Consider the following 26345-nt stretch of genomic DNA (forward strand, 5'->3'; position numbering starts at 1 on the left):
AGTACTCTGGGTGGGTGTTGAAAACCTTATGCCTGATAATAGTACGTATCGTATTTATGTCGTTTTATGGATTACTACAAACTGTTTATTGCCCTGAAAAATACCTGACGTATTGTCTGGCCCCATGGATAAATGGATCGCGTTGGTCAGGGCCAACATGAAAGACCGCAAGGTCACGCAAGGTGAACTGGCTGAGCGCTTGGGCATGTCCCAGGGGGGCGTCGGTCATTGGCTCAACAAGCGTCGCGTGCCGAGCCTGGAGGACATGAACCGGGTGCTGGAAGCATTGGGTCTGGGTGATCTGGAAGTGGTGCAGGAAGTGCGCGAGCGTCGCGCCGAACCGGCAGTGCCGACGCCACGGCACACGGCGTTTTTCCGCTACCCCGTCAACGAATGGAGAGGCCTGGGCGAAGCCCGCGAGGAGCGCCCGGCCTATGCTGGCGCGCGCTATGAAACCACGGATTATCACGCCAGGGGCGACGCCTTCTGGCTGCCGGTCACGGGCGATGCCATGACCGCGCCCAGTGGCTTGAGCATCGGCGCAGGCATGATGATCCTGGTAGACCCGGCCATCAGTGCCGGCCCCGGTAAACTGGTGGTCGCGCAATGGGCCGACAACCCTCACGCGACCTTCCGCCAGTTACGGGAGGAGAGCGGCCAGCTCTACCTGGTGCCGCTCAACCCCACGTACCCTAAACAGCTGTTCACCGAGGCGTGTCGCATCCTCGGTGTGGTGGTGCAGGCCATGGCGAGGTTCTAGTCCGCCGTTTCCAGCTCCACCAGCGTGCAGCCTTCGGCGACCATTTCGCCTTCCTGACAGAACAGTGCCTTGACCACCCCGGCTTCGGGAGCACGGATGCTGTGTTCCATCTTCATCGCTTCGAGCACCACCAGTTGGGTGCCGGCCTCGACCGCCTGGCCGGCTTGCACTAGCACCCGCACAATGCTGCCGTTCATGGGCGCCGTCAGGCCACCCTGATGGGATTGGTTGGCTTCCACGGCGGCAATCGGGTCGAACAGGCTGACCCCATGCATTTCACCGTCCCAGCGTACAAACACGCCGCCATCGTGCCGGACCGCCAGATAGCTGCGACGCACGCCGTCGCGCTCGATGCTCAACTGCTCGCCGTGCAACTGCGTAATGTCTGGCGCCAGGGTCACCAGTCGGTCCTGCCCGTTGCAACTCAAGTGCAACGAAACCTCAGCGGGCAACCCCGCGCGAAAGCCACGGGTGTCTGCCCACGGGCCTTCCCCGGCGGGCAGGCTGTGCATCAGCGCGGCACCTGCGGCCTGCCAGAAATCATCACTCAGCGCACCGGTCGGCGGCAGCAAGTGTTCCTGATAGCGCGGAATAAACCCGGTATCCAGTTCCGCTGCGGCGAATGCCGGGTGCCCAATAATGCGCCGCAGGAAGCCCAGGTTGGTCTTCAGTCCGCCCACGGCGAATTCGTCGAGCATGCTCAGCAAGCGCAGGCGCGCCTGTTCACGGTCCTCGCCCCAGGCAATCAACTTGCCCAACATCGGATCGTAGAAGGGCGAAACGCTGTCCCCCTCACTCACGCCACTGTCCACGCGGCGCCCAGGGCCGGGGGCGGATTCGCGGTACAGCGCCAAGTGCCCGGTGGCGGGCAGAAAATCATTGGCCGGGTCCTCGGCATACAGACGCACTTCGATGGCATGCCCGATCAAGGGCACCTGCGCCTGGGTGATCGGCAGCGCCTGGCCCTGGGCCACGTGGATCTGCCAGGCCACCAGGTCCAGACCGGTAATCGCTTCGGTGACCGGGTGTTCGACCTGCAACCGCGTATTCATCTCCATAAAGAAGAACTCGCCGCGCGCGTCGAGCAAAAACTCCACGGTGCCGGCGCCGACATAGCCGATCGCCTGGGCCGCCCGCACGGCAGCCTCGCCCATGGCACGGCGCTGTTCAGCGCTCAAACCGGGGGCCGGAGCTTCCTCCACGACCTTCTGATGACGGCGCTGAATCGAGCAATCCCGTTCATTCAGGTACAGGCAGTGCCCGTGCTGGTCGGCGAAAACCTGGATTTCCACATGACGGGGCTTGAGCAGGTATTTCTCCACCAGCATCTGGGCGTTGCCAAATGACGACAACGCCTCGCGCTGGGCTGAGGCCAGGGCGTCGGCCAATTGACTGACATCCTCGACCACTTTCATGCCTTTGCCGCCGCCGCCGGCCGTGGCCTTGAGCAGCACCGGGTAACCGATGTGGGCACAGGCGTCGCGGAAAGTCTCCAGGTCTTGGGCCTCGCCGTGGTAACCCGGTACCAGGGGCACGCCGGCGGTTTCCATCAACGCTTTGGCTGCGGATTTACTGCCCATGGCGTCGATGGCAGAGGCGGGCGGGCCGAGGAAGATCAAGCCGGCGGCTTCGATGGCGCGGGCGAACCCGGCGTTTTCCGAGAGAAACCCGTAGCCCGGATGAATCGCCTGGGCGCCGCTGGCCTGGGCGGCGGCGATCAGTTTGTCGATTTGCAGGTAACTGCCACTGGCCTTGCTGCCCCCCAGGTCGACGCAGATATCCGCTTCGCGGCAATGGCGCGCGTCGCGGTCGATGGCGCTGTGCACGGCCACGGTGGTCAGCCCCATGGCCTTGGCGGTGCGCATCACGCGACAGGCGATTTCACCCCGGTTGGCCACCAGTATGCGGGTCAAAGTACTCATGAACGCGGCTCCTGCGCTTGCCAGCTCGGTGGACGTTTTTGCAGGAAGGCGCGCAAGCCTTCCTGGCCCTCGGGGCTGACGCGGATGCGGGCGATGGCGTTTTCGCAGTAGCGGCGCAACGCCGGGGTGAGGGCGCCGTTGCCGACTTCGCGCAGCAGATCCTTGCTGGCGCGCATCGCCGCCGGGCTGTTATGCAGCAGGTTGGCTATCCAGTGTTCGACGTGAATCTCCAGCTCGTCCGCCGGATAGCTTTCCGCCAACAGGCCGATCTCGCGCGCGCGCTGGCCGCCGAAGCGCTCGGCGGTGAGGGCATAGCGCCGTGCCGCGCGTTCACCGATGGCTTGCACCACAAAAGGGCTGATCACCGCCGGCGCCAGGCCGATGCGCACTTCCGACAGGCAGAACTGCGCATCGTCGGCGCCGATGGCCATGTCGCAGCAACTGATCAAGCCCAGGGCGCCGCCGTAGGCTGCACCTTGCACCACCGCCAGGGTGGGGATTTTCAGCTTGGCCAGGTTGTACATCAGTTCCGCCAGTTCGCGGGCGTCGTCGAGATTGGTGTGGTAATCCAGCTCGGCCGATTGCTGCATCCAGGCCAGGTCGGCCCCAGCGCTGAAATGCTTACCGCGCCCGCGCAGCACCAGGAACCGCAGGGAAGCATCGCCCTGCACCTGGTCGAGGGCGATGATCAGCTCGCGGATCATCTCGGCATTGAACGCGTTGTTCTTGGCTTCACGACTGAGCCACAGCGTGGCAAAGCCACGGCGGTCGGCGATCAGTTCGAGGGTGTTGAAATCGCTCATGGGGTACTGCTCCATTTACATGCGGAACACGCCGAAGCGGCTCGGCTCGATGGGGGCGTTCAAGGCCGCGGACAGGGCCAGGGCCAGCACGTCGCGGGTCTGCAACGGATCGATCACACCGTCATCCCACAGGCGCGCGCTGGAATAGTAGGGGTGCCCCTGGGTTTCGTACTGGTCGAGGATCGGCTGCTTGATCGCCGCTTCCTCCTCGGCACTGAACCCGGCGCCCGCGCGTTCGGCCTGCTCGCGCTTGACCTGCACCAGCACGCCGGCCGCCTGTTCGGCGCCCATCACGCCGATACGCGCGTTCGGCCACATCCACAAAAAGCGCGGGTCATAGGCGCGACCGCACATGCCGTAGTTACCGGCGCCAAAGCTGCCGCCGATGATCACGGTAAATTTGGGCACCTTGGCGCAGGCCACTGCCGTCACCAGTTTGGCGCCGTGCTTGGCAATGCCGCCGGCCTCGTATTTCTGGCCGACCATAAAGCCGGTGATGTTCTGCAGGAACAGCAGGGGGATGCCGCGCTGGCAGGCCAGTTCGATAAAGTGCGCGCCTTTCTGCGCGGCTTCGGCGAACAGGATTCCGTTATTGGCCAGGATCGCAATCGGGTAGCCGTGCAGATGGGCGAAACCGCACACCAGCGTGGTGCCGAACAGCGCCTTGAACTCATCGAACACCGAACCGTCCACCAGTCGCGCGATCACTTCGCGTACGTCGAACGGCTGTTTGGGGTCGGCCGGAATCACGCCGTACAACTCTTCGCCGCTGTACAGCGGTGCCACCGGCGTACGTTGCAGCAACTGGCCCTGTTTGTGCCAATTGAGGTTGGCCACGCTGCGGCGGGCCAGGGCCAGGGCGTGTTCATCGCTGTCGGCATAGTGGTCGGCCACGCCCGAGATTTTGCAATGCACATCCGCGCCGCCAAGGTCTTCGGCGCTGACCACTTCCCCGGTGGCGGCCTTCACCAACGGCGGGCCGGCCAGAAAGATCGTGGCCTGCTGGCGCACCATGATGGCTTCGTCGGCCATGGCCGGCACATAGGCGCCGCCGGCGGTGCATGAGCCCATCACCACGGCGATCTGCGGGATGCCTTGGGCGCTCATATTGGCCTGGTTGAAAAAGATCCGCCCAAAGTGCTCGCGGTCGGGAAACACCTCGTCCTGACGCGGCAGGTTGGCGCCGCCGGAGTCCACCAGGTAGATGCACGGCAGGCGATTCTGCTCGGCGATGGTCTGGGCGCGCAGGTGTTTTTTCACGGTCAGCGGGTAGTAGGAGCCACCTTTGACCGTGGCGTCGTTAGCCACAATCATGCACTCCACGCCTTCTACGCGCCCGATTCCGGCGATGACGCCGGCCGCGGGCACGTCTTCGCCGTAGACCTGGTAGGCGGCGAGTTGGCTGAGTTCAAGAAACGGCGAGCCCGGATCGAGCAGGCGATTGATGCGTGCGCGCGGCAACAGTTTGCCCCGTGAGGTGTGCCGCTCTTGAGCCTTGGCGCCGCCGCCTTGCTGCACGTGAGCGAGCAGAGTGTGCAGGGCGTCGACCTGTTGGCGCATCGCCGCGCTGTTGGCGGCGAACTCCGCCGAGCGCGGGTTGAGCTGGGTGTGCAAGGTGGCCATGGCGCGTGCCCTCAGCGAGTTTCGTTGAACAGTTCGCGACCGATCAGCATCCGCCGGATTTCACTGGTGCCGGCGCCGATTTCGTACAGCTTGGCATCGCGCAACAGGCGCCCGGCGGGGAATTCGTTGATGTAGCCGTTGCCGCCGAGAATCTGGATCGCATCCAGGGCCATTTGCGTGGCGCGTTCGGCGCTGTAGAGGATCACCCCGGCGGCGTCCTTGCGGGTGGTCTCGCCACGTTCGCAAGCCTGGGCCACCGCATACAGGTAGGCGCGGCTGGCGTTGAGTTGGGTGTACATATCGGCGACTTTGCCCTGGATCAACTGGAACTCGCCGATGCTTTGGCCGAACTGCTTGCGGTCGTGGATGTACGGCACGATCAGGTCCATGCACGCCTGCATGATCCCGGTGGGGCCGCCGGAGAGCACCACGCGCTCATAGTCCAGGCCGCTCATCAGCACTTTCACGCCGCCATTGAGCACGCCGAGGATGTTGTCTTCGGGCACTTCGACGTCATCGAAAAACAGCTCGCAGGTGTTGGAGCCGCGCATACCCAATTTGTCGAACTTGTTGCTGCGGCTGAAGCCCTTCCAGTCGCGCTCGACAATAAACGCGGTAATGCCGTGTGGGCCTTTTTCCAGGTCGGTCTTGGCGTAGATCACATAGGTGCTGGCATCGGGACCGTTGGTGATCCAGGTCTTGCTGCCGTTGAGCACATAGTGGTCGCCGCGCTTGTCGGCGCGCAGCTTCATCGAGACCACATCGGAGCCGGCGTTCGGCTCGCTCATGGCCAAGGCGCCGACGTGTTCGCCGCTGATCAGTTTGGGCAGGTATTTGAGCTTCTGTGCGTGGTTACCGTTGCGGTTGATCTGATTCACACAGAGATTGGAGTGAGCGCCGTAGGACAACGCCACCGATGCCGAGCCACGGCTGATTTCTTCCATGGCCACCACATGCGCCAGGTAACCCAGGCCGGCGCCGCCGTACTCTTCCGGCACGGTGATGCCGAGCAGGCCCATGTCCCCGAATTTGCGCCACAGGTCGGCGGGGAACAGGTTGTCGCTGTCGATTTGCGCCGCGCGCGGTGCGACCTCTTTGGCCACGAAGGACTGCACCTGGTCGCGCAGCATGTCGATGGTTTCGCCGAGGGCGAAGTTCAGGGACGGGTAACTCATGGACAGGCACCTTAATGTGAGCTTTGTTGTTGTGTGGTCGGCGCGCCAGGGGAGGGCGCTCACCTTTACGTTAACGTAAGCTTGCGTTGTGACGCTGTCAATCGTAGTTTACGTTTACGTCAACCTACAAAAAAGATAACAGGGGTCGTTATGGATCAACCGCATCAGAGCTACAGCCGTGGCTCCCAGGACAAGACCTTACTGGCCATGACCATCGGCCAGGCCTTCGATCACACAGTGGCGCAATTCCCCGATGGCGAAGCGCTGGTGGTGCGTCATCAGTCACGACGTTATACCTGGCGGCAACTGGCCGATACCGTCGACCTGCACGCCCGCGCTTTCCTCGCCTTGGGCCTGCAGACCGGCGACCGCTTGGGCATCTGGGCGCCGAACTGCGCCGAGTGGTTGATCAGCCAGATTGCCAGCGCCAAGCTCGGCGTGATCCTGGTCAATATCAACCCGGCGTACCGCACCAGCGAGCTGGACTACGTGCTCAGACAGTCCGGTTGTCAGTGGCTGGTGTGCGCCGGGGCGTTCAAGGGTTCCGATTACCACGGAATGCTCCAGGAACTGCAACCCGACCTGCGCGGCATCATCAGCCTCGATCCCAGCCCGCCGGCAGGCTTTATGCCCTGGTCGACGCTGGCCACCCTCGGCGCCGAGGTAACGCCCGAGCAACTGCACCAGCGCCAAGCCAGCCTGCACTTCGACCAAGCCGTTAATATCCAGTACACCTCCGGCACCACCGGGTTCCCCAAGGGCGCCACGCTCAGTCATCACAATATTCTCAATAATGGCTACATGGTCGGTGAAAGCCTGGGCCTGACCGCCCAGGATCGCTTGGTGATCCCGGTGCCGCTGTATCACTGCTTTGGCATGGTGATGGGCAACCTGGGCTGTATCACCCATGGCACCGCCATGATCTACCCGAACGACGGCTTCGACCCATTGCTGACCCTCAGCGCCGTCGCCGAAGAACGCGCCACCGGCCTGTATGGCGTGCCCACCATGTTTATCGCGCTGCTTGATCACCCGCGGCGCGGTGAGTTCGAGCTGTCCAGCCTGCGCACCGGCATCATGGCCGGCGCCACGTGCCCCATCGAAGTGATGCGCCGCGTGATCAGCGAGTTGCACATGGGCGAAGTGCAGATCGCCTACGGTATGACCGAAACCAGCCCAGTGTCCTTGCAGACCGGGCCACAGGATGATCTGGAGCGCCGGGTCACCACCGTCGGCCGCACCCAACCGCAGTTGGAAACCAAGATCATCGACATCGATGGCAACACCGTCGCGCGCGGTGAAATCGGCGAGCTGTGCACCCGTGGCTACAGCGTCATGCTCGGCTACTGGAATAATCCCGAGGCAACCCGCGAGGCCATCGACGAGGCCGGCTGGATGCACACCGGCGATCTGGCAAGCATGGATGAGCACGGCTATGTGCGCATCGCTGGACGCAATAAGGACATGATCATTCGCGGCGGCGAAAACGTGTACCCGCGCGAGTTGGAGGAGTTTTTCTTCACCCACCCGGCGGTGGCCGATGTGCAGGTGATCGGCATTACGGATGCGCGCTACGGCGAAGAAATCGTCGCCTGGATCAAACTCCACCCGGGCCACGCGACCGATGAGCTGGATTTGCAGGGCTGGTGCAAGGGTCGCATTGCGCACTTCAAGACGCCTAAGCACTTCAAGTTCGTGGATGAGTTTCCGATGACCGTCACGGGCAAGATCCAGAAGTTTCGCATGCGCGAGATCAGCCTCCAGGAGTTGAGCACCGAGCGCTGAAACGGGGTGCTGGGCTACCGCGTTCGGCCTGCGCCAGCTGCCTAGAGTGGCGGATTATTCCGCTACTCGAAGGCGATGCCCATGACCGATCTGCTCACTGATCCGCTTGCCCTGCCCGATGTCGATGAGCCAAGCCCCCATGTGGGGCCCATCCAGGACAACACCCCCGCTTGGTATACCGATGCGCTGGCAGGGCGCAAGACCGAATTGGCCAACCTCAAGCTGGTTATCCCGCCCTGGTACACCAACGCCGACTCAACAGCGAAAGACCGATTGAAGGCGGTCCACGACCGCAGCCGGACTTCGTTAAACCAGCTGGATCAATGGTTCAGCCAACTCAAAAGCCCCGCCGACTATGCCGAACCCTTGCTGGTGGCGGCCATTGAAGAGAAGTTCGGCCTGCGCCTCGACGTCACGAGCGTGTTCTACGCGCGCAAGATGGAGCAGAGATCGTGCAGCACCGATTCGGAAGAACTGTCGACCACCACCGTGTCGTCAGCGTCGTCGCCGCTGTATTTCTACAAGGGCGTCAGCCTGCTTGAAGCGGCCTTGATGAATTTCACCGAGGACGACGCAAGCAAGCCGATCTGCTTGGATTGTCGTTTGATCACCCGCTATAACTTTCACCAATATTCCAGCGCAAAGAAGCATGCACCCGCGAGTGTCAAGTCGTTCAAACTGTCGATCAAAGCCCACGAGTTTGCCGCCCTGTGCCGAACGCTGGACCTGGGGCAGTCGTACTACGAACATGTACGCGGCATCATCAATGCCCCGATTCTGGCCAAGCCCCCCGGCGCCCTGACGGGCAAGCTGTACAGCACGTTGATCACCGCGCACCGCAATCAGTTGGAGTTGGCCGCCGAAATTGCCCTGATGCAGGGCCATATCCAGCCCCAGGACCATCGCTTGGTCCAGGCGATTCTGACTCAACAGACCGGGCACACATGGGCAGAGGATGACGTCAGCTTTTCGCCCTTGCAGTTGTGCACGGTCGTGATCGAGCAGGTGCTGATCATCGGGCCGGTGGTGTGGCAGCCCCATCCGCGAAATGCCACGGTCCTGCCGCGACCGTGCATGGTCTACATCCCCGGTGATCCGCTGCACCCGCTCAAGGCTTACGACAACCTCACCGCCTTCGTCGACCACCTGACCACGCGCCTGTGCCGTGCTGACTACCGTACCTTCTTCAGTCAGTTCGTCCCGCTTTCCCGGCAAGAAATGTTCTTTACCAAACTCAAGGCACTACTGGACCCCGACGAGGTTTACACCGCCACGCAGAACTTCGATCCGGCGCTCAAAGCCCGGCTTCACCGCCAGGGCACCTACGCACCGCCTTGGCGTGACGTGTGGATCGACAGCGCGCAACAGCGGGTTCGCTCGATCATGGAAAACGCTCAGGCGAGCGCCGTGTCCACGCAAGAGGCCACGGACCATGCCGAGAAAGCCTGGCTGTGGTCGTGGGGCAAAAAAATACTGGATGTGCTGAACGTGGCGGCATTCGTGGTGCCGTACCTTGGCGAAGTGATGCTGATAGTTGCGGCGGTGCAAATGGTCGACGACGTGGCAGAAGGCATACAGGCGTGGTCCGAGGGCGATGCGCGCGCGGTCTGGGCGCACTTCTCGGCGGTGGGTCTGAACTTGGCGGGGCTGGCGGTGCCCGCCGCGCTGGCAGCGTTCAAAGAGACCGCTTTTATCAAGCGTCTGGTGCATGTCGACTTCGGCGGGCGCAGCCGTTTGTTTGACTTCGATCCGACGCGGTACATCCACTCGATCAGCCTGCCCGCTGAGCTGAAGCCGAACAGCCTGGGCTTGTATGAGCATCAAGGCGCCACGTACCTGCCGTCGACCCACGGCGGTCACTACAAGGTGCAAGCCATCGCCGAGGGAGATTTCAGGCTCGTCCACCCGGATGGCGACGCCCGTTACTGGCCCAGGGTACGCCACAACGGGGCGGGTGCCTGGGTGCATGAATTCGAACAACCCCTGACGTGGGATCGCAAGACCCTGTTGCGACGTCTCGGCCCCAGCGTTGACGCTTTCAGCGACGCTCAATTGGAGCAGGTCCGAGCGCTGAGTGGGGTCACGGATGAGCAATTGCGCCGGGTTTACGTCGATCAGCAATTGCCGCCGCCGCTGTTCAGAGAAGCGCTACGGCGCTTCGAATCTGCCCGTCGCTACCAAGGCTTCATTGATCGCCTGAGCAGCACCGACCCTGCCGTCTTTGGGCGTGTCGACTGGAGCTTGCAAATGAGGTTATTGCTCGACAGCGGCAAGTGGCCTGAAGCCAGGGTGCTGGTCGCCTTGGATGCCGACGGCGATATCGTCTGGCGTTCGGCCGCAGTCGCCCAACGCAGTCAGGTGGTCAAGCTCGATCTGGCCCAAGCGGCGACCCGGGATGGCGTGATTCTGCCGTCGCTGCTGAGCCAATTGAGCGAAGAGCAGATCCGGCACCTGTTGGACGAGCCGGCCGTCGAGCGAGCGCTGCGTTATGAACTGATGCTGACCGGCAGAATTGATTCTGACTTTCTGGCGACGGCCGCCGATAAGGCGTACGCGGATCGCTTGGTTGAACGCATGATGAGCGAGCAGCGCACACCCCAGGCGAGGGCGCTGCGCTACCGCGACCGATTGCGCGAGTTGGCGCAGGACAGCAAAGCCAGGTTGTTTGGCCTTGAAATCGCGGCCGGGGACGTGTCCAGTGAGGCGGATGTGCAACTGCTCCAGCGCGACTTTCCAGGCTTGCCCAAACTGATCGCCGAAGACCTGTTGGCCCACGCCACCGACCAGGAGTTGGCGCGTATGGGCGAAACCTCCCGTGTGCCGTTGCGTTTGGCTGAAGAGGCGCGCCGCTATGGGCAGAGGGTCCGAGCCCTGCGCGCCCATACCGATCTATTGTTCGATAACGAACTCACCCCGGACAGTGTGCGTCTGGCGCTGCACAAGCTGGCGACGCTGCCGGGTCGTCTTGACGACGTGGGTCTTGAGTTACGCGCTGACACCTATGACGGTGAACTGTTGGACCGCGTCGGGCGTGCTGACGCGCCCAGGCAGTTACGCCTCGTGCGCATCAGCCTCAACGAGTGGAAGCTGTTCAGCGGTCCCGATGATCTGGAGTATTGGCGCTCGGACAAAGATGCTTTCTACACCGCGCTCTGGCGGGTGGGTTACAGCGGGCGCACGGATTGGCGGCAACTGAAAGCCTCCACCCAGGCGTTGAAGGAGCAGCTCGCACAACAGCCCTTGAGCGAAGAGGGCACGCGCCAGGCCCTTGGCTTGCAAGCCATCAAACCGGGGTTCAAGTCGCCTATGCGCCTGGCGGACGGGCGGTTTGGGTACCCGCTCAGCCCAGTTGGAGGCGCGGGGCGGCGGCCGTTTATTTGCACCATGAAAGCCATGTATCTGTACCCGTCGAAGTCACTTGAAGAAGTCGAAGCCCTGTATGGGCTTCAAGGCTTGACTGATGCCCAGGTTCTAGCCCGCCTCAGCAGCCTCGAAGAGGAATACAACCAGTTGAAGCAGACGCTGGACGCCTGGCATCAGGACGCAGAGCCGGGTCACGGCCGCATTCGTCGCAGGGTCGCGGGGACGATTATGGCCGCGTGGCAGCGCCAGTCGCCGCAAGCGTATGCGGCGGATCAAACACCGATTGGCCACATTCTGGATCTATCGGACGAACTGGTGGGTGAACTGCCGCCGATAACGGCGAATATGGATCATGTGGGCAGCCTGGATTTAGGTCGAATGGGACTGTCGGACGAGTCGCTCCCCTTTCTCAACGCATTCGGCCGCCTGCGCTGGCTGAATATGCGCGAAAACAACCTCACGCAACTGCCGGAGTTCACCCATGGCGGGGCGGGGCTGACCAAGCTCAACCTGAGTCGCAATGACCTGCAACTGACCGACGCCAGTCGTGCGCGCCTCGAAGGGATGCGAGACCTGAAAATCCTCGATCTGTCCGACAATCGCCGCTTGGGCTGGACCGCCGATCTGCGGGGCATGCGCAGCCTCAATCAACTTTATCTGGCCGACACCGGCACCACGACCTTTCCGGCGGGGGCTGAGCAATTGACGTCCTTGGCCAGGATCGACCTGCACTCGAACCGGATCACAACCTTGCCCGACTATGCGTATCAGCACTTGGACCGGATCAACGTGCATGAGAACCCGCTGTCGGCGGCCACCCGCGAACGCCTTGGCCTGGAGGCACCGGTGGACCCGGCGCAGTGGGCCGACCACGTCACGTTGGACGAGGCTCGGACCCTGTGGTTGCGAGAGGTGCCTGCCGCCGAACAGACGCACCGCGCCCGGCTGTGGGACGACGTGAAGGCTTGCCCTGATTCGGCCGCCCTGTTCACGGTCCTGGCCGACACTACCCGCAGCGCCGAATACGCCTCGCCGGTCACCCGCGCCGCATTGACCCAGCGGGTGTGGGACTTGTTGGAGGCCGCCAGTCAAAGCCAGGCCATTCGCGAGTCGCTGTTTGGCATCGCCGATGATCGTGTCACCTGCGGGGATGGCAGTACGGTGGAGTTCATGAACCTTGAGAGTGAGCTGTTGGCGTTGAAGGCGCTTGAGCAGGCGGGGGAAGCGGACAGCGAAGGCTCACTGATCAGCATCGCCCGCCAGTTGTTCCGTCTGACGCTGGTGGACGCCGTGGCTGAACAGGACGTTGCTTCTCGCGGGCCGGGTTTTACCGAGCAGGTCGAAGTGATCCTGGCCTACCGGATCGGGCTGGCGGACAGGCTGGGGCTGCCGATAAACACCCGTGAAATGCTGTTTCCCCAGCAGGCCAATGTGAGCCAGCAAGCCCTCGACAGTGCTTATCGGCAAGTGCTCAGGAACGAAAGTGTTACCGCTGACGAGAGCGCTTTTTTCGTGGGACGCGAATTCTGGGAGAAACACCTGCGCAGCCGATACCCGCAGGAGCTCCAGGCATTGATGGGCCCGGGTATTGAATTGATCGAGGAAAAAAGCTCGGCGTTATTCGAGCTTTCGGATGTGCAAGGCGAGCAAGACACGGGGGCGGACCTGGCGGCGCAAGCGGACTGGCAGAGCCGTCATGACGCGGCGGTCGACAGGCTGGCGCGCCTGTTGGGCAAAAGCAAAGACGACATTCTGGTCGATGGCGCCATGCCCAGTGCGTTCTTCGACGGGGAACTCAAGCAACTGGCGGCGGCGCGACAGCAAGAGCAAACACAGGCATTGCAGCGCCTGACTCGAAAGGTGCTGAACAATTTCATGGCCACCGAAGGCACGTCAGTGTGAGGCGCCGAACGCTCATAACACGAAGGGGACCCGAAGGTCCCCTTTAATGTGCGTTGCCTGCTCTTTTTTTATTATTGAGGGGCGGTCTATTGTTGTTTTTGGCAACCGTTACCCTTTACCGCTGTTTTTGGCGATCCCCATCCGGGATCAAGAGCAAACGTATTTTTTTGAGCGCTGATCTGCTTCTTCGCAAGCGATCCAACCAGTGGGTAGCTACCTGAAGGTAGTTTTATTTTTCTCTATCCGGTTGCGGGTCTCGGCACGCCGTACCCTGCGAAGCACATCTTCTCCAAAAAAATCTGTTAGCTGCGTCTCTGCCGTGTTGTTTTTGTTATGTCAGAGTCGTTTCGTCTTATTTTTATTAGGTTTGGCGCTTTTTATTCTTGTTATGCCATAGAGATAGCAGAAGCCGTGCCAACTTTTAAAATACCTTTAAAATCAAGGAGTTGATTTTTGTGTAGGAAATGACCGGGGGCAAATACGACAAAATATGTTCCCGTGTTACTCGATGTGTAGGGCTTGGGTAACACATTGTCACAGGCGTGCTACTCACACGGCGTTACGCGCCTTGGCCACCCGCGAACCGCTGGGGCGCCCCAGCACCTGGCTGATCTGCCGGCCTGCGAGGATCAAGGCGTCCAAGTCGACCCCGGTATGAATGCCCAGGCCATTGAGCAGGTACAGCACGTCTTCGGTCGCGACGTTACCGCTGGCGCCCTTGGCATACGGGCAGCCGCCAAGCCCGGCAATAGAGCTGTCGAACACCTGGATGCCTTCCAGCAGCCCGGCGTACACATTGGCGATGGCCTGGCCATAGGTGTCGTGGAAATGCCCGGCCAACTTATCCCGTGGCACCTGCGCGCCGACCACTTCAAACAGGCGGCGGGTGGCGCCCGCCGTGCCGGTGCCGATAGTGTCGCCCAACGACACTTCATAACAGCCCATGGCATACAACTCCCGCGCCACTACCGCTACCTGTTCGGCGGCGATCTCGCCTTCATAGGGGCAGCCCAATACACAGGACACATAGCCGCGCACACTGACTCCGTGTTGCTGGGCTGCGGCCATGATGGGCGCGAAACGTTCCAGGCTTTCGCTGATGGAACAGTTGATATTGCGCTGGGAAAACGCCTCGGACGCGGCCGCGAACACTGCCACTTCCTTGACCCCGGCGGCCAGCGCGTTTTCGAAGCCGCGCAGGTTCGGTGCCAATGCGCCATAGGTCACGCCGGGTTTGCGCTGGATCTGGGCGAACACTTCGGCGGAGCCGGCCATTTGCGGCACCCACTTGGGCGAAACAAAACTGCCGACTTCGATATAGCTCAAGCCGGCGGCGCTGAGGGCGTCGACCAATTGAACCTTGTCCGCGACGCTGATGGGGTTGGCTTCGTTCTGCAAACCGTCGCGCGGGCCGACTTCAACCAGGCGGACGTGGGAGGGGAGGGTCATGGCGGTCACCTTCTGATCAGTCGCCGGCCTGGCGCATGGTTTGGGCCAGGGCCTGGGTGCAACGCTCTTCGGCGGTGTCCAGTTCCAGCTTCATCTGTTCGATATCCAGCAGTTGCTGTTCCAACTGCTCACGGCGCTCGGCGATCTTGGCCAGCATGCTGTTGAGCTGGATGTGGTTGCCGCTGCTGGGGTCATAGAGTTCGATCAATTCGCGGCACTCGGCCAGGGAAAAGCCGATGCGCTTGCCGCGCAGGATCAGCTTGAGGCTGACCTTGTCCCGCGCGCTGTAAATGCGCTCCTGGCCACGCCGCTCAGGGGCCAGCAGGCCCTGTTCTTCATAGAAACGAATGGCGCGGGTGGTGATATCCAGCTCGCGGGCGAGGTCGGAAATACTGTAGGTAGTGCTCATGGCGGCGCTCAAGAAAGTTCTGGCGCTAAGCTAAAGGTAGGTTGACGTGAACGTCAAGGTCCGCTGCGCGGACCATCGGGGGCGAGCCCCCTCCCACAAAGGGCTCCTTGGTAGTCCATTGCACGGGAGGGGCGCTCAAGCTTGTTGTTTGTCGAGCTTCTTTTCGTGGGCGGTGACTTGTTGGCACAGCTCGATCATCTGCTCGCGCATCCAGCGGTTGGCCGGGTCTTGGTCGGTGCTTTCGTGCCAGTACAAGTGGGTTTCCACCGGCGGTACGTCGTTGACCGGCAAGTTGAACCAGTGCAGTTCATGGCGTCGGGCAAAGCGCTCGGGCACGGTCATCACCATGTCGGTCTGCTGCAGCACTTGCGAGGCCATCAGGTAATGCTGGGAGCGCAGGGCGATCTTGCGCTGGATGCCCATTTTGCCCAGCGCCAGGTCGACGTGGCCCAGACCGTTGCGACGGCTGGAGATATGGATATGGGTCAGCGACAGGTAATCGTCCAAGGTGAATTTGTCCTTGCCCGCCATCGGGTGGCCCTTGCGCATGGCGCAGACGTAGCGGTCCTCCATCAGCTTGACGTGACGTACCTGCGGGTCGGTATTGAGCGGCGCGTCCACGGCAAAGTCCAGGCGCCCGGCGGCCAGTTCCTTGGTGGTTTCGCGGCGCTTGGACAGGAAGCTCTCGATCACCACCGTGGGCGCCAGGCGGCGCAGGCGCTGGAACAGCGGCGGCAGGATTACCGCCTCGGTAAGGTCGGTCATGCTGATGCGGTAGGTTTTGGCCGCCTGTTGCGGGTTGAAGATGCGGCTTTCCTGCACCGACACCCGCAGCAGCGACAGCGCATTGCGCACCGGGCCGATGATGTTCTGCGCCATCGGCGTGGGCACCATGCCTTGGGCGGTGCGCACGAACAGCGGGTCGTTGAAGGTCTCGCGCAGGCGGGCCAGAGCGTTGGACACCGCCGGTTGGGTGATGCCGACAATCTGTCCGGCGCGGGTCAGGTTGGCTTCGGTGTAGATCGCGTCAAAGACGATGAAGAGGTTGAGGTCGACCTTGCTCAGATTCATTTCGTTGCGCTCTTATTGTTAGGTGCTCATACGCCGATCATATATCGGTGATGAATGTTAATACACGCCGAGAATAGGCTAGGTAAATTATCAACGCTGTTCTAGTATCGATTGCATGACCTAAACAACCTCTCCAAGAAGGGAGCTGCTCATGGATTTCGCCTATTCGCCCAAGGTTCAGGAACTGCGTGAACGCGTCACTGCGTTCATGGACGCATACGTTTACCCCGCCGAGCCGGTGTTTGAACGCCAGGTCAGCGAAGGCGACCGTTGGCAGCCCACTGCTATCATGGAAGAACTCAAAGCCAAGGCTAAAGCCGAGGGCCTGTGGAATTTGTTCTTGCCCGAGTCCGAACTGGGCGCTGGCCTGACCAACCTCGAATACGCGCCCTTGGCGGAAATCATGGGCCGTTCGCTGCTGGGGCCGGAGCCGTTCAACTGCTCGGCGCCGGATACTGGCAATATGGAAGTGCTGGTGCGCTATGCCAATGCCGAACAGAAACAGCGCTGGCTTGAACCACTGCTGCGCGGCGAGATCCGCTCGGCATTCGCCATGACCGAACCGGACGTGGCTTCCTCGGACGCCACCAACATGGCCGCCCGCGCCGAACGCCAGGGCGACGAGTGGGTGATCAACGGCAAGAAATGGTGGACTTCCGGCGCCTGCGATCCACGCTGCAAGATCCTGATCTTTATGGGCCTGAGCAACCCCGATGCGCCGCGTCACCAGCAGCACTCGATGATCCTGGTGCCGGTGGACACCCCCGGGGTGAAAATCCTGCGGCCGCTGCCGGTGTTCGGTTACGACGACGCGCCCCACGGCCATGCCGAAGTGCTGTTCGACAACGTGCGCGTACCTTATGAAAACGTATTGTTGGGTGAAGGGCGTGGCTTCGAGATTGCCCAGGGGCGCCTTGGCCCTGGCCGTATCCACCACTGCATGCGCTCGATCGGTATGGCCGAGCGCGCGCTGGAATTGATGTGCAAGCGCTCGGTCAGCCGTACCGCATTCGGCAAACCGTTGGCGCGGTTGGGCGGCAATATCGACAAGATCGCCGACTCACGCATGGAAATCGACATGGCGCGCCTGCTGACCCTGAAGGCGGCGTACATGATGGACACCGTGGGTAACAAAGTGGCAAAAAGCGAAATCGCCCAGATCAAAGTGGTGGCGCCGAACGTCGCCCTGAAGGTGATCGACCGCGCGATCCAGATCCACGGCGGTGCCGGGGTGTCCAACGACTTCCCCTTGGCCTACATGTACGCCATGCAGCGCACCCTGCGCCTGGCCGACGGCCCGGACGAAGTGCACCGCGCGGCGATCGGCAAGTTCGAGATCGGCAAGTACGTGCCTCGGGAGTTGATGCGCGGCGGGCAGTAACACCGCAGCGCCTGCATCGGGGGCAAGCCCCCTCCCACCTGTGATCGTGTGCTTCCAGTCAGTGTGGGAGGGGGCTTGCCCCCGATAAGGCCAGTGCCAGCAACCCAACACCCAAGCCTCAATACACCCACACCTCCACCCGCCGATTCTTGATCCGCCCCTCATCCGCCGTATTCGCCGCTACCGGCATCTGCGCCCCGAACCCACGGATATCGCGCAGCACCACGCCGCTGCGAACCAGCTCGCGCCGCACCGCCATGGCACGCAGCTTGGACAGCAATGCTGCGCGTTGCGGGTCATTCTTGGCGTCGCCAAAGCCCACCAGCGTGACCTGCTTATTGAGCTTGTCGTGACGTTTCAGGTACGCCACCACCCGTTGCAGGTCCTGGCGTGCCTTGTTGTCGAGGCTGGCGCTGCCTTCTTCGAAGCGAAAATTCACGCTCAAGCGCTGGGCGTCGCGGGCTATTGCCTGGTACTCGTCGGGCATCGTCGGGCGCGGTGTCACGGCCATGGCTTGCACCTGCTGCGCGATAAAGCCGTTGGCCGCCACGATCGCCTGGCCCTTGGGGCTCTGGGTAAAGTCCACCAGCGCATCGGCCCAGGGGTTGCGGTTCGACGGCGGCAAGTAAAAGTACAAACGGCGTGACAGCGGGTAATCCTCGGTGGCGATCAGGCTGTTCAACGGCAGCATCGGTTGCGAGTCACCGTCGACAACCGCCACCGCCTTGGCCTGGCGCACGTAGGGCAGGCCGATAAAGCCGATGCCTTGGGGATCGCCGCTGACCGCGTCGGACAACTGCTCGCTGGATTCGAAACGCTGGGCGCTCGCCACCAACGGTTTGCCGCGCAGGCGCAGTACCAGCTCTTTGAAGGTGTCGTAGGTGCCCGACTGATCATCCCGCGCATACACATGGATCGGCCCGCCGACCCCGCCCAGCGCCTCCCAGGTGCTGATCTCGCCGTTGAAGATCTGTGCCAGTTGCACGGTGTTCAACGTCGTCAGCGGGTTGCGCGGGTTAAGGATGATGGCCAGGCCATCGATGGCGATCACCTGTTCGGCGTCGGGGCTTTTCAGGTCGCCCAGGGGTTCGAGGTCCACCAGTTCGCTGTCCTTGATGGGACGGGACGAAGCTGCCAGGTCCGCGCTGGTTTTTTTAAGCGCTGCAAAACCGGTGCTGGAACCATGGGCCGCCACCTCGACGGTCACCGTCTTGCCTTGGCGCGTTTTGCCGACGATCCGCTGTTCATTGGCTCCGTCGGCCGGCTCGCTGTGTACGTCTTGCAAACCCTGCTGCGCCATCAACCCCTTGACCAGTGCCGGGCCCAATGCCGCGCCAATGGTGTTGGAACCTTGGATGCGCAAGGTTGGGCCATGATCGGGAACAGGCAGTGGAGCGGCCACGGCGGCGAGGGGCAATAGGCAACACAACAGGAACAGAACGCGCAGCGTCATGCCGGCACCTTCTCAAGCCAAAGGGAGTGCCGCGAGATTAAGTCAGTCAGGTTGCATAAATATGACTGACTGGCGGATACGCCCAGATCTGATCAAGCCCGACAACCCGTCAGCTCAATTCAAGCCAGATCGGCGCATGGTCCGAGGGTTTTTCCAAACCACGCAATTCGTAATCCACCCCCGCATCCTTGACCCGATGCAGCAAGCCCGTGGAGGCCATGATCACGTCGATGCGCAGGCCGCGCTTGGGCTCATCTTCAAAGCCGCGGCTGCGGTAGTCGAACCAGCTGAAACGGTCGCTCACGTCCGGGTTCAGGTGCCGGAAACTGTCCACCAGGCCCCAGTTTTTCAGGCGCGCCATCCACTCGCGCTCCTCGGGCAGGAAGCTGCATTTGCCGGTCTTGAGCCAACGTTTGGCGTTGTCGGCGCCGATGCCGATGTCGCAATCTTCCGGGGAAATATTCACGTCGCCCATCACCACCAGCGCCTGGTCGTTGCTGAACTGGCTTTCCAGCAATTGCTGCAGGTCTTCGTAGAAGCGCTGCTTGGCCGGAAATTTAGTGGGGTGGTCGCGGCTTTCGCCTTGGGGGAAGTAGCCATTCATGATGGTGACCGGCTGGCCGTTCTCGTCGGCAAAGGTGCCCCAGATAAAGCGGCGCTGGGCGTCTTCTTCATCGCTGGCAAAGCCTTTATGCACGCTCAACGCTGGCTGACGCGACAGCAGGGCCACGCCGTAGTGGCCTTTCTGCCCGTGGTAATACACGTGATAGCCAAGGGCTTGTACTTCAGCGAGGGGGAACTGGTCGTCGTGAACCTTGGTTTCCTGCAGGCCGATCACATCCGGTTGATGCTTTTCAATCAGCGCCGCCAACTGATGAGGGCGGGCGCGCAGCCCGTTGATATTGAAGGAGACGATTTTCATGGTCGGCAGTCCGGTCTTGGCAAAAAGGGCGATGCTAGCCGACAAGTCAGACGGGGGCCAGCGTGGCGGTAGGGCAGATGCGCTGCTAATGTCTGGGAACGACTGGTGCTGCGTAGGTTCGTACCCATAAGAACGCCATCCTTTGAGTGGCGCCCACTGAGATTGATTGTATGCCTGAGACTTCGACTGCCATCGCCGACATCCGTGTGCTCAACAGCGGCTATTCCCGCGAAGCCCGTTCCCTGTTGTACCAGGCTTACCGCCACGAACCGACATTCGCCTATATCTTTGAGGCCGAGCGTCCCGGCTATGAACAGCGGGTGCGCGCCACCGTGCGTGAGCTGGTCAAGCAGCACTTCTTCCAGAAGCTGCCGGCCATTGGCCTGTTTGTGAATGACCGTCTGATCGGCATCGCGCTGATTGCGCCGCCGCAACGGCGCCTGGGAATCACCGAGAGCTGGGCCTGGCAATTGCGCATGTGGCTGAGCACCGGGGTGCGCGGCACGCGGCGTTATCTGGATTATCACCATGCCGTGCTGGCGTGCTTGCCCAGCGAGTCGGTGCATATGCTGCCGCTGCTGGGGATTCATCCGCAGTTCCAGGGCAAGCATTACGGTGAGCAGTTGTTGCAGGCGGTGCATAACTGGTGCGCCGAAGACCCGCATTCGTCCGGCGTGGTGCTCGACACGGGCAATTCGCGTTACCTGGAGTTTTATAAACGCCAGGGTTATGAGGAAATCGGTGAAGTGGCAGTGGGGCCGGTGTTGGAACATGTTTTTTTTCACCCCAACCCCCAGGTATTGCAGGCCGCCACGGCGTGATGCAGATTTTTTCAGAACTTTCCGAGTTCTACGTTTCTCGCCCGCTCGTGTAGCATCCGCGCCTATGAAGTTTCCAGGAAGATTCACCAGCAGCTTGATTCTGCTGTTTACAAGCTGCGGCGCGCTGGCGCAAAGCGAATTGGACGTGCGCATCAAACCCGCCAACGACGCGTTGAAAGCCAATATTGAAGGCTACATCGGCGGCGTGGGCGATCGTGATGAAGAGGCCCTGCTGCGGTTCAGCCGTGGTGCCGAGGAGCAGGCGCGCAAAGCCGCTCAGGCGCTGGGCTTTTATCAACCGCGCATCGATAGCGACGTGCAGGGGGGCAAGAACCCGCGCCTGATCCTCAACGTCGACCCCGGCGAACCGGTGCACTTGCGTGATGTGACCATTCGGGTCGACGGCCCGGCGGCGAACCTCAAAGCGTTTCGCGTACCCGCCAGCGACGACCTTAAATCCGGCGCCATTCTCAACCACGGTCATTACGAAGACGCCAAGCGACTGATCCAGAACCAGGCTTCGCGCTACGGCTTTTTCAGCGGGCGCTTTACCCGGCAGACACTCGCGGTGGACCCCCAGGCCGGCGTCGCCGATATCGAACTGGTGTATGACAGCGGCCCGCGCTACACCCTCGGCAAAGTCAGTTTCGCCGGCGATACGCCGTTCGACGAAGACCTGCTGCACCGCATGGTGCCGTTCAAAAGCGGCGACCCTTACGACTCCGAACTTATTGCCGAGCTCAACCAGAACTTGCAGGCCAGCGGGTTTTTCGAAGGCGTGCGCGTAGACGCCGCGCCCGCCGCCTCCACCAATGATGTGATCCCGGTAGCCGTGCAGTTGGACACACGCAAGCCGCGCACCATGGGCCTGGGCCTGGGTTACTCCACCGACGTAGGCCCGCGCGGCAAAGCCAACTGGACGCGACATTGGGTCAACCCTCAGGGCCATAGCTATGGCTGGGAAGCCGAACTGTCGGCGCCGCGGCAGAACGTTGGCCTCTGGTATGACATTCCCCTCGACCCGCCGCTCACCGACAAACTGCGCTTTGCCGGCGGCTACCAGAACGAAGAAATCGCCAACACCGACACCCTGAGTAAATTGCTCACCCTCGGCCCGGAATGGCACAGCAAACTGCCCAGCGGCTGGACGCGGGTGATCTCGCTCAAATGGCAGCGCGAAGAGTATCGCCTGGGTGACGATTCGGGCTTGAGCAACCTGTTGATGCCGGGCGTCAGTTATTCCTACCTGCGCAGTGACAATCGCATAGACCCGCACCATGGCTATCGCTTGCAATTGGACACCAAGGTGGCCAAGGAAGGGCTGGGTTCAGACACCAATTTGCTGTACGGCACGGCGATGGTCAAAGGCCTGACGACGCTGTGGGACAACCATCGCTTCCTCGCCCGTGCCCAAGTGGGCGGCAGTGCCACCAATGGCTATAAATCAGTGCCGCCGTCGCTGCGTTTTTTTGCCGGTGGCGACCAAAGCGTGCGCGGCTACGAGTACCAGACCTTGTCCCCCGAAAACGACCGCGGCGATCGCATCGGTGGGCGCTACATGGTGGCGCTGAGTGCCGAGTATCAATATTCCATCGCCGAAAAATGGCGGATCGCGACCTTTATCGACCAGGGCAACTCCTTCAACAACCTGGAGCTGCCCAGCCTGAAGACCGGCGTCGGCGTCGGCATCCGCTGGGTCTCGCCGGTCGGGCCGATTCGTCTGGACCTGGCCCATGCCCTGGAAGATCCGGGCGGCGTTCGTTTGCACTTTTCCATGGGGCCTGAGTTGTGATGCGTGGTGTGAAAATAGCCGGGCTGGCCGTGGTGGCCGTCCTCGCCATAGGGGTGCTGACGGGTTGGGCGATACTCGGCACCCAGGCCGGTAGCCGTTGGGCGCTGGCGCGTGTGCCGGGGTTGAGCGTGGAGAATTTCCAGGGCCGTTTGGGTGGCCAATGGCGCGCCGACCATCTGCTCTGGGAGCAGGGCAGCAGCCGCGTCGAACTCCAGGCGCCGACGTTTGCCTGGTCGCCGGCTTGCTTGCTGCGCATGACCTTGTGCATCGACCGACTGGAGGTGGAACAGGTCAGCCTGCAATTTCCCCCCAGTGGCGACGAGGGCAGCGGGCCGATCCAACTGCCGGACTTGAAACTACCGATAGCCCTGCAATTGGGCGAGGTTCGCGTCGGTCGCCTGTTGTTTAACGGCAGCGAGGAACTCAAGGGCCTGCAACTGGCGGCGCACTGGACGGTGGCGGGCATGCAGATCGACGCCGTGCACCTGCAGCGCGACGATCTGGTACTGGACCTGAGCGGCTTGTTGCAGCCCAGCGGTGATTGGCCGTTGACCGCCAGCGGCAACCTGAGCCTGCCTTACGCACCCGGCGGTGCGCCTTGGACAGTGGCGCTGAAGGTCGACGGCGACCTGCTCAAAACCCTCAAACTCGACGCCGACAGCAGCGGCTACCTGCCGGCCAAACTCAGCGGCGAACTGCAACCCCTGGCGGAAAACCTGCCCGCCCAATTACACATCACCGCCGATGGCTTCAAGCCCAGCGCCGATTTGCCCGACACCCTGCAGCTCAATCAACTGGACCTTACCGCCAAGGGCGACCTGAGCCGTGGCTACCAACTGCAAGGCAAGGCTGTGTTGCCGGCGGAAAAAGGCCCGGTTGATCTGTTGCTGCAAGGCCAGGTGGATGCCAAGGGCGCACAGATCGCCGGCCTGGAGATAAACGCCGGCGATAAGCAGAACCTCAAACTCAGCGCCAACCTGGACTGGCAGCAAGGCTTCAGCGCCGATGCCAAAATCGCCTGGCTGGATTTCCCGTGGCATCGCCTGTACCCGCTGATCGACGAGCCCCAGGTGACGTTGCGTACCTTCAATGGCGAGGTTGCTTATAAAGATGGTAATTACCTCGGCAACCTCACGGCCGACCTCGATGGCCCGGCCGGCCCATTTTCGGTGGTCACGCCGTTCAGCGGCGACCTTACGCAGGTGTTCCTGCCGGAGCTGAAACTGAGCGCCGGCCAGGGCAAGGCCGAAGGTCACTTGAACCTGCAATTCGCCGATGGCATCGCCTGGGACACCGCACTGGACCTGTCGGCGCTGAACCCGGCGTACTGGGTGGCGGAGTTGCCCGGCACCCTGGCCGGCCCGCTACGCAGCAAGGGCGAATTCAAGAGCGAGCAGCTCAAACTCAACGCCGACCTCGACCTCAAAGGCCGCCTGCGCGGGCAAACTGCGGTGCTGGCGGCCAAGGCCGATGGCGCCGGCGAGCAGTGGACCCTGGCCAATCTCGACTTGCGCCTGGGTGACAACCGCATCCAGGGCAGCGGCAGCCTGCAACAGCGTCTGGCCGGGCAGATCGATATCAAGCTCGCACGCCTGGCTCAGTTGTGGCCGCAGTTGCGCGGTCAGATCAACGGCCGGCTCGACGTGGCCGGTACGCTCAAGGCGCCCCAGGGCAAGCTCGGCCTCAAGGGCCAGCAACTGGCGTTCGCCGACAACCGCCTGCAAGCCCTCAGCCTCGATGCCAGGTTGGATAGCGCCCAGCGCGCGATAATCGACCTCAAGGGCAGCGGCATCCAGAGCGGTGACACCCAGGTCGGCACGCTTACCGCCAGCGCCCAGGGCGACATCCGCCAGCAAAAGGTCCAGCTCGACCTGGCCGGGCCCCTGGTCAAATTGGCTCTGGCCCTGGACGGCACTCTCGACAAGGGCAACTGGCGCGGGCGTCTGGCCAGCGGCGATGTGCAGGCCGGTGGCCAGGACTGGCGGCTGCAGTCCCCGGCCAAAATCGAACGCCTGGCCGATGGCCGACTGACATTTGCGGCGCACTGCTGGGTCTCCGGAGCCTCGAGCCTGTGCGGCGAAGACCAGCGGCTGATGCCCGAGCCGAAGTTGCGCTACCACCTCAAGCAGTTCCCCATCGACAGCCTGGCGGCGTTTTTGCCCAAGGATTTCGCCTGGCAGGGCCGACTCAATGCCGACCTGCAACTGGACCTGCCCGCCAGTGGCCCCAAAGGGGTGGTGTCGGTGGATGCCAGCGGTGGCACCTTGCGCGTCAAGGACAAGGCCCAGTGGTTGGACTTTCCCTACGACACCCTCAAGCTGGAAACCACCCTCAACCCCCGGCGCATCGACACGCAGCTGAACTTCCATGGCGGCAAACTCGGTGAGTTGCTGTTGCAAGCGCAGATCAATCCATTGCCGAAAAACAAGCCGATCACCGGCCAGTTCAGCCTCATGGGGCTGGATCTGGCCGTGGCGCGGCCATTCGTGCCAATGGTGGAAAAACTCAGCGGCAAGCTCAACGGCAACGGCCGCATCAGCGGTGGCCTGCTGGCACCGCAGGTCAACGGCAGCGTCAACCTGGTGGGCGGCGAAGTGTCCGGGCCCGAACTGCCCATCAGCCTCGAAGGGCTGAACGTGCAGGCGCTGATTGCCGGTGAAAGTGTGCAGTTGAATGGCGGCTGGCGCAGCGGTAAAGCCGGGCAGGGCAGCCTCAAGGGGCAGATCGACTGGGGCCAGGCCCTGGCGGTGGACCTGCACCTGCAAGGCGCGCAACTGCCGGTCACCGTCGAACCCTATGCCGAGCTGGAAGTAGCGCCCGACTTGACGATCAGCCTCAAGAACGACCGGCTGGCCATCGCCGGCAAGGTGCAAATTCCGCGCGGCGATATCATCGTGCGTGAACTGCCGCCGTCGACGGTCAAGGTGTCGGATGACACCGTGATCATTGGCAGCCAGACCGAGGAGGGCAAGCCGCCGATGGCCATGGCCATGGATATCGACGTGGTGGTGGGTGAAGACCGGCTGAATTTCTCCGGCTTTGGTCTGACCGCCAAGGTGCAGGGCCAGGTGCATATCGGCGATAACCTGGACACTCGGGGCGAGCTGTGGCTCAACGACGGCCGCTACCGCGCCTATGGGCAGAAACTCGACGTGCGGCGTGCACGCCTACTGTTCGCCGGGCCGCTGGACCAGCCGTACCTGGACATCGAGGCGATCCGCAAGACCGACGACGTGACCGCCGGTATTCGCCTGAGCGGTAGCGCCGAGCAACCTACGACGCAGATCTTCTCGGAACCGGCCATGAGCCAGGAGCAGGCGCTGTCCTATCTGGTGCTGGGGCGTCCGCTGAGCACCACCGGCGAAGACAACAATATGCTCGCCCAAGCCGCCCTGGGCCTGGGTCTGATGGGCAGCGCCGGGGTGACCTCGGACATCGCCAACAAGCTCGGCATCCGCGACTTCGACCTCGACACCCAAGGCAGCGGCAACAACACCGCCGTGGTCGCCAGCGGCAAAATCACCGAGAAACTCAGCCTGCGCTATGGGGTTGGCGTATTCGAGCCGGCCAACACCATCGCCTTGCGCTACCTGCTGAGCAAAAAGGTCTACTTGGAAGTAGCCAGCGGCGTGGCCAGCTCCCTGGATATCTTCTACAAGCGCGATTTCTAAACCCAACGGGGATAGAAATATAAGAAGGAGCTTGCTGTGGTGA

Annotated in this window: 16 protein-coding genes; 7 read left to right on the plus strand and 9 right to left on the minus strand. The window is 62.2% G+C overall.

What is annotated here, in order from left to right; translation table 11 throughout:
- The first annotated feature begins 124 nt into the window (after window positions 1-124).
- Window positions 125-760 (plus strand): LexA family transcriptional regulator, encoded by a 636-nt coding sequence (locus ABX75_RS22550; RefSeq protein ID WP_047882692.1) that lies wholly within the window; start codon window positions 125-127, stop codon window positions 758-760.
- Here ABX75_RS22550 and ABX75_RS22555 read toward each other — a convergent pair.
- The 4 genes from ABX75_RS22555 to ABX75_RS22570 are packed head-to-tail and all read right to left on the minus strand — an operon-like array spanning window position 757 to window position 6283.
- A complete protein-coding gene (locus ABX75_RS22555; RefSeq protein ID WP_047882693.1) occupies window positions 757-2682 on the minus strand; it encodes an acetyl/propionyl/methylcrotonyl-CoA carboxylase subunit alpha in 1926 nt (641 codons plus the stop codon). The two genes, ABX75_RS22550 and ABX75_RS22555, sit on opposite strands and share 4 nt — an antisense overlap.
- Window positions 2679-3485 (minus strand): gamma-carboxygeranoyl-CoA hydratase, encoded by an 807-nt coding sequence (locus ABX75_RS22560; protein WP_034114241.1) that lies wholly within the window; start codon window positions 3483-3485, stop codon window positions 2679-2681. Before ABX75_RS22560 ends, ABX75_RS22555 begins: the two co-directional genes overlap by 4 nt.
- A 15-nt stretch (window positions 3486-3500) precedes the next feature.
- Window positions 3501-5108 (minus strand): carboxyl transferase domain-containing protein, encoded by a 1608-nt coding sequence (locus ABX75_RS22565; protein ID WP_047882694.1) that lies wholly within the window; start codon window positions 5106-5108, stop codon window positions 3501-3503.
- An 11-nt stretch (window positions 5109-5119) separates the two neighbouring features.
- Window positions 5120-6283 carry an isovaleryl-CoA dehydrogenase gene (locus ABX75_RS22570; protein ID WP_047882695.1) on the minus strand — a complete coding sequence of 388 codons (1164 nt, stop codon included), beginning with the start codon at window positions 6281-6283 and terminating at the stop codon, window positions 5120-5122.
- Between the two features lie 150 nt (window positions 6284-6433).
- On the opposite strand from ABX75_RS22570, the gene ABX75_RS22575 reads away from it, so the two are divergent.
- Window positions 6434-8068 (plus strand): AMP-binding protein, encoded by a 1635-nt coding sequence (locus ABX75_RS22575; RefSeq protein WP_047882696.1) that lies wholly within the window; start codon window positions 6434-6436, stop codon window positions 8066-8068.
- Between the two features lie 81 nt (window positions 8069-8149).
- A complete protein-coding gene (locus tag ABX75_RS28115) occupies window positions 8150-13333 on the plus strand; it encodes an NEL-type E3 ubiquitin ligase domain-containing protein (protein WP_053060102.1) in 5184 nt (1727 codons plus the stop codon).
- Window positions 13334-13882: 549 nt separating this feature from the next.
- On the opposite strand, the gene ABX75_RS22585 is transcribed toward ABX75_RS28115, so the two are convergent.
- The 3 genes from ABX75_RS22585 to ABX75_RS22595 form a co-directional block, all read right to left on the minus strand.
- Window positions 13883-14782, minus strand: a complete 900-nt coding sequence (locus ABX75_RS22585) for a hydroxymethylglutaryl-CoA lyase (RefSeq protein WP_047882697.1) — start codon at window positions 14780-14782, stop codon at window positions 13883-13885.
- A 16-nt stretch (window positions 14783-14798) separates the two neighbouring features.
- Complete coding sequence (locus ABX75_RS22590) at window positions 14799-15191, minus strand: MerR family DNA-binding transcriptional regulator (protein WP_034098804.1); 393 nt, start codon at window positions 15189-15191, stop codon at window positions 14799-14801.
- Window positions 15192-15326: 135 nt separating this feature from the next.
- Window positions 15327-16262 (minus strand): LysR family transcriptional regulator, encoded by a 936-nt coding sequence (locus tag ABX75_RS22595; RefSeq protein ID WP_034098802.1) that lies wholly within the window; start codon window positions 16260-16262, stop codon window positions 15327-15329.
- 151 nt (window positions 16263-16413) lie between these two features.
- Between ABX75_RS22595 and ABX75_RS22600 the strand changes: the two genes are divergently transcribed.
- On the plus strand, window positions 16414-17643 hold the full coding sequence (locus tag ABX75_RS22600; RefSeq protein ID WP_034114234.1) for an acyl-CoA dehydrogenase: 1230 nt from the start codon (window positions 16414-16416) through the stop codon (window positions 17641-17643).
- A 118-nt stretch (window positions 17644-17761) separates the two neighbouring features.
- Here ABX75_RS22600 and ABX75_RS22605 read toward each other — a convergent pair whose 3' ends face one another.
- Together ABX75_RS22605 and xthA are read right to left on the minus strand one after the other, a co-directional pair.
- The gene (locus ABX75_RS22605) at window positions 17762-19096 is read right to left on the minus strand and encodes a substrate-binding domain-containing protein (protein WP_047882698.1); all 1335 of its coding nucleotides are present in this window, start codon (window positions 19094-19096) and stop codon (window positions 17762-17764) included.
- 109 nt (window positions 19097-19205) lie between these two features.
- Window positions 19206-20018: an exodeoxyribonuclease III gene (gene xthA / locus ABX75_RS22610; RefSeq protein ID WP_034098797.1), complete on the minus strand. Its 813-nt coding sequence runs from the start codon at window positions 20016-20018 to the stop codon at window positions 19206-19208.
- 170 nt (window positions 20019-20188) lie between these two features.
- Between xthA and ABX75_RS22615 the strand changes: the two genes are divergently transcribed.
- The 3 genes from ABX75_RS22615 (at window position 20189) to ABX75_RS22625 (ending at window position 26302) form a co-directional block, all read left to right on the plus strand.
- Window positions 20189-20839, plus strand: coding sequence for an N-acetyltransferase (locus ABX75_RS22615; RefSeq protein WP_034098795.1), 651 nt, complete (start codon window positions 20189-20191; stop codon window positions 20837-20839).
- 64 nt (window positions 20840-20903) lie between these two features.
- A complete protein-coding gene (locus tag ABX75_RS22620; RefSeq protein ID WP_034098793.1) occupies window positions 20904-22631 on the plus strand; it encodes an autotransporter assembly complex family protein in 1728 nt (575 codons plus the stop codon).
- Complete coding sequence (locus ABX75_RS22625) at window positions 22631-26302, plus strand: translocation/assembly module TamB domain-containing protein (RefSeq protein ID WP_047882699.1); 3672 nt, start codon at window positions 22631-22633, stop codon at window positions 26300-26302. The genes ABX75_RS22620 and ABX75_RS22625 overlap by 1 nt, the downstream gene beginning before the upstream one ends.
- Window positions 26303-26345 lie beyond the last annotated feature (43 nt).

The sequence above is a fragment of the Pseudomonas sp. ARP3 genome (assembly GCF_001029595.1).
Lineage (GTDB): Bacteria > Pseudomonadota > Gammaproteobacteria > Pseudomonadales > Pseudomonadaceae > Aquipseudomonas > Aquipseudomonas rhodesiae.

Excerpts from the sequence above, each read along its gene's own strand:
- xthA (WP_034098797.1), bottom strand. The coding sequence starts at position 20,018 with ATGAAAATCGTCTCCTTCAATATCAACGGGCTGCGCGCCCGCCCTCAT.
- ABX75_RS22590 (WP_034098804.1), bottom strand. The coding sequence starts at position 15,191 with ATGAGCACTACCTACAGTATTTCCGACCTCGCCCGCGAGCTGGATATC.
- ABX75_RS22620 (WP_034098793.1), top strand. The coding sequence starts at position 20,904 with ATGAAGTTTCCAGGAAGATTCACCAGCAGCTTGATTCTGCTGTTTACA.
- ABX75_RS22575 (WP_047882696.1), top strand. The coding sequence starts at position 6,434 with ATGGATCAACCGCATCAGAGCTACAGCCGTGGCTCCCAGGACAAGACC.
- ABX75_RS22585 (WP_047882697.1), bottom strand. The coding sequence starts at position 14,782 with ATGACCCTCCCCTCCCACGTCCGCCTGGTTGAAGTCGGCCCGCGCGAC.
- ABX75_RS22550 (WP_047882692.1), top strand. The coding sequence starts at position 125 with ATGGATAAATGGATCGCGTTGGTCAGGGCCAACATGAAAGACCGCAAG.
- ABX75_RS22565 (WP_047882694.1), bottom strand. The coding sequence starts at position 5,108 with ATGGCCACCTTGCACACCCAGCTCAACCCGCGCTCGGCGGAGTTCGCC.
- ABX75_RS22595 (WP_034098802.1), bottom strand. The coding sequence starts at position 16,262 with ATGAATCTGAGCAAGGTCGACCTCAACCTCTTCATCGTCTTTGACGCG.
- ABX75_RS28115 (WP_053060102.1), top strand. The coding sequence starts at position 8,150 with ATGACCGATCTGCTCACTGATCCGCTTGCCCTGCCCGATGTCGATGAG.
- ABX75_RS22570 (WP_047882695.1), bottom strand. The coding sequence starts at position 6,283 with ATGAGTTACCCGTCCCTGAACTTCGCCCTCGGCGAAACCATCGACATG.
- ABX75_RS22605 (WP_047882698.1), bottom strand. The coding sequence starts at position 19,096 with ATGACGCTGCGCGTTCTGTTCCTGTTGTGTTGCCTATTGCCCCTCGCC.
- ABX75_RS22555 (WP_047882693.1), bottom strand. The coding sequence starts at position 2,682 with ATGAGTACTTTGACCCGCATACTGGTGGCCAACCGGGGTGAAATCGCC.
- ABX75_RS22560 (WP_034114241.1), bottom strand. The coding sequence starts at position 3,485 with ATGAGCGATTTCAACACCCTCGAACTGATCGCCGACCGCCGTGGCTTT.
- ABX75_RS22625 (WP_047882699.1), top strand. The coding sequence starts at position 22,631 with ATGCGTGGTGTGAAAATAGCCGGGCTGGCCGTGGTGGCCGTCCTCGCC.
- ABX75_RS22600 (WP_034114234.1), top strand. The coding sequence starts at position 16,414 with ATGGATTTCGCCTATTCGCCCAAGGTTCAGGAACTGCGTGAACGCGTC.
- ABX75_RS22615 (WP_034098795.1), top strand. The coding sequence starts at position 20,189 with ATGCCTGAGACTTCGACTGCCATCGCCGACATCCGTGTGCTCAACAGC.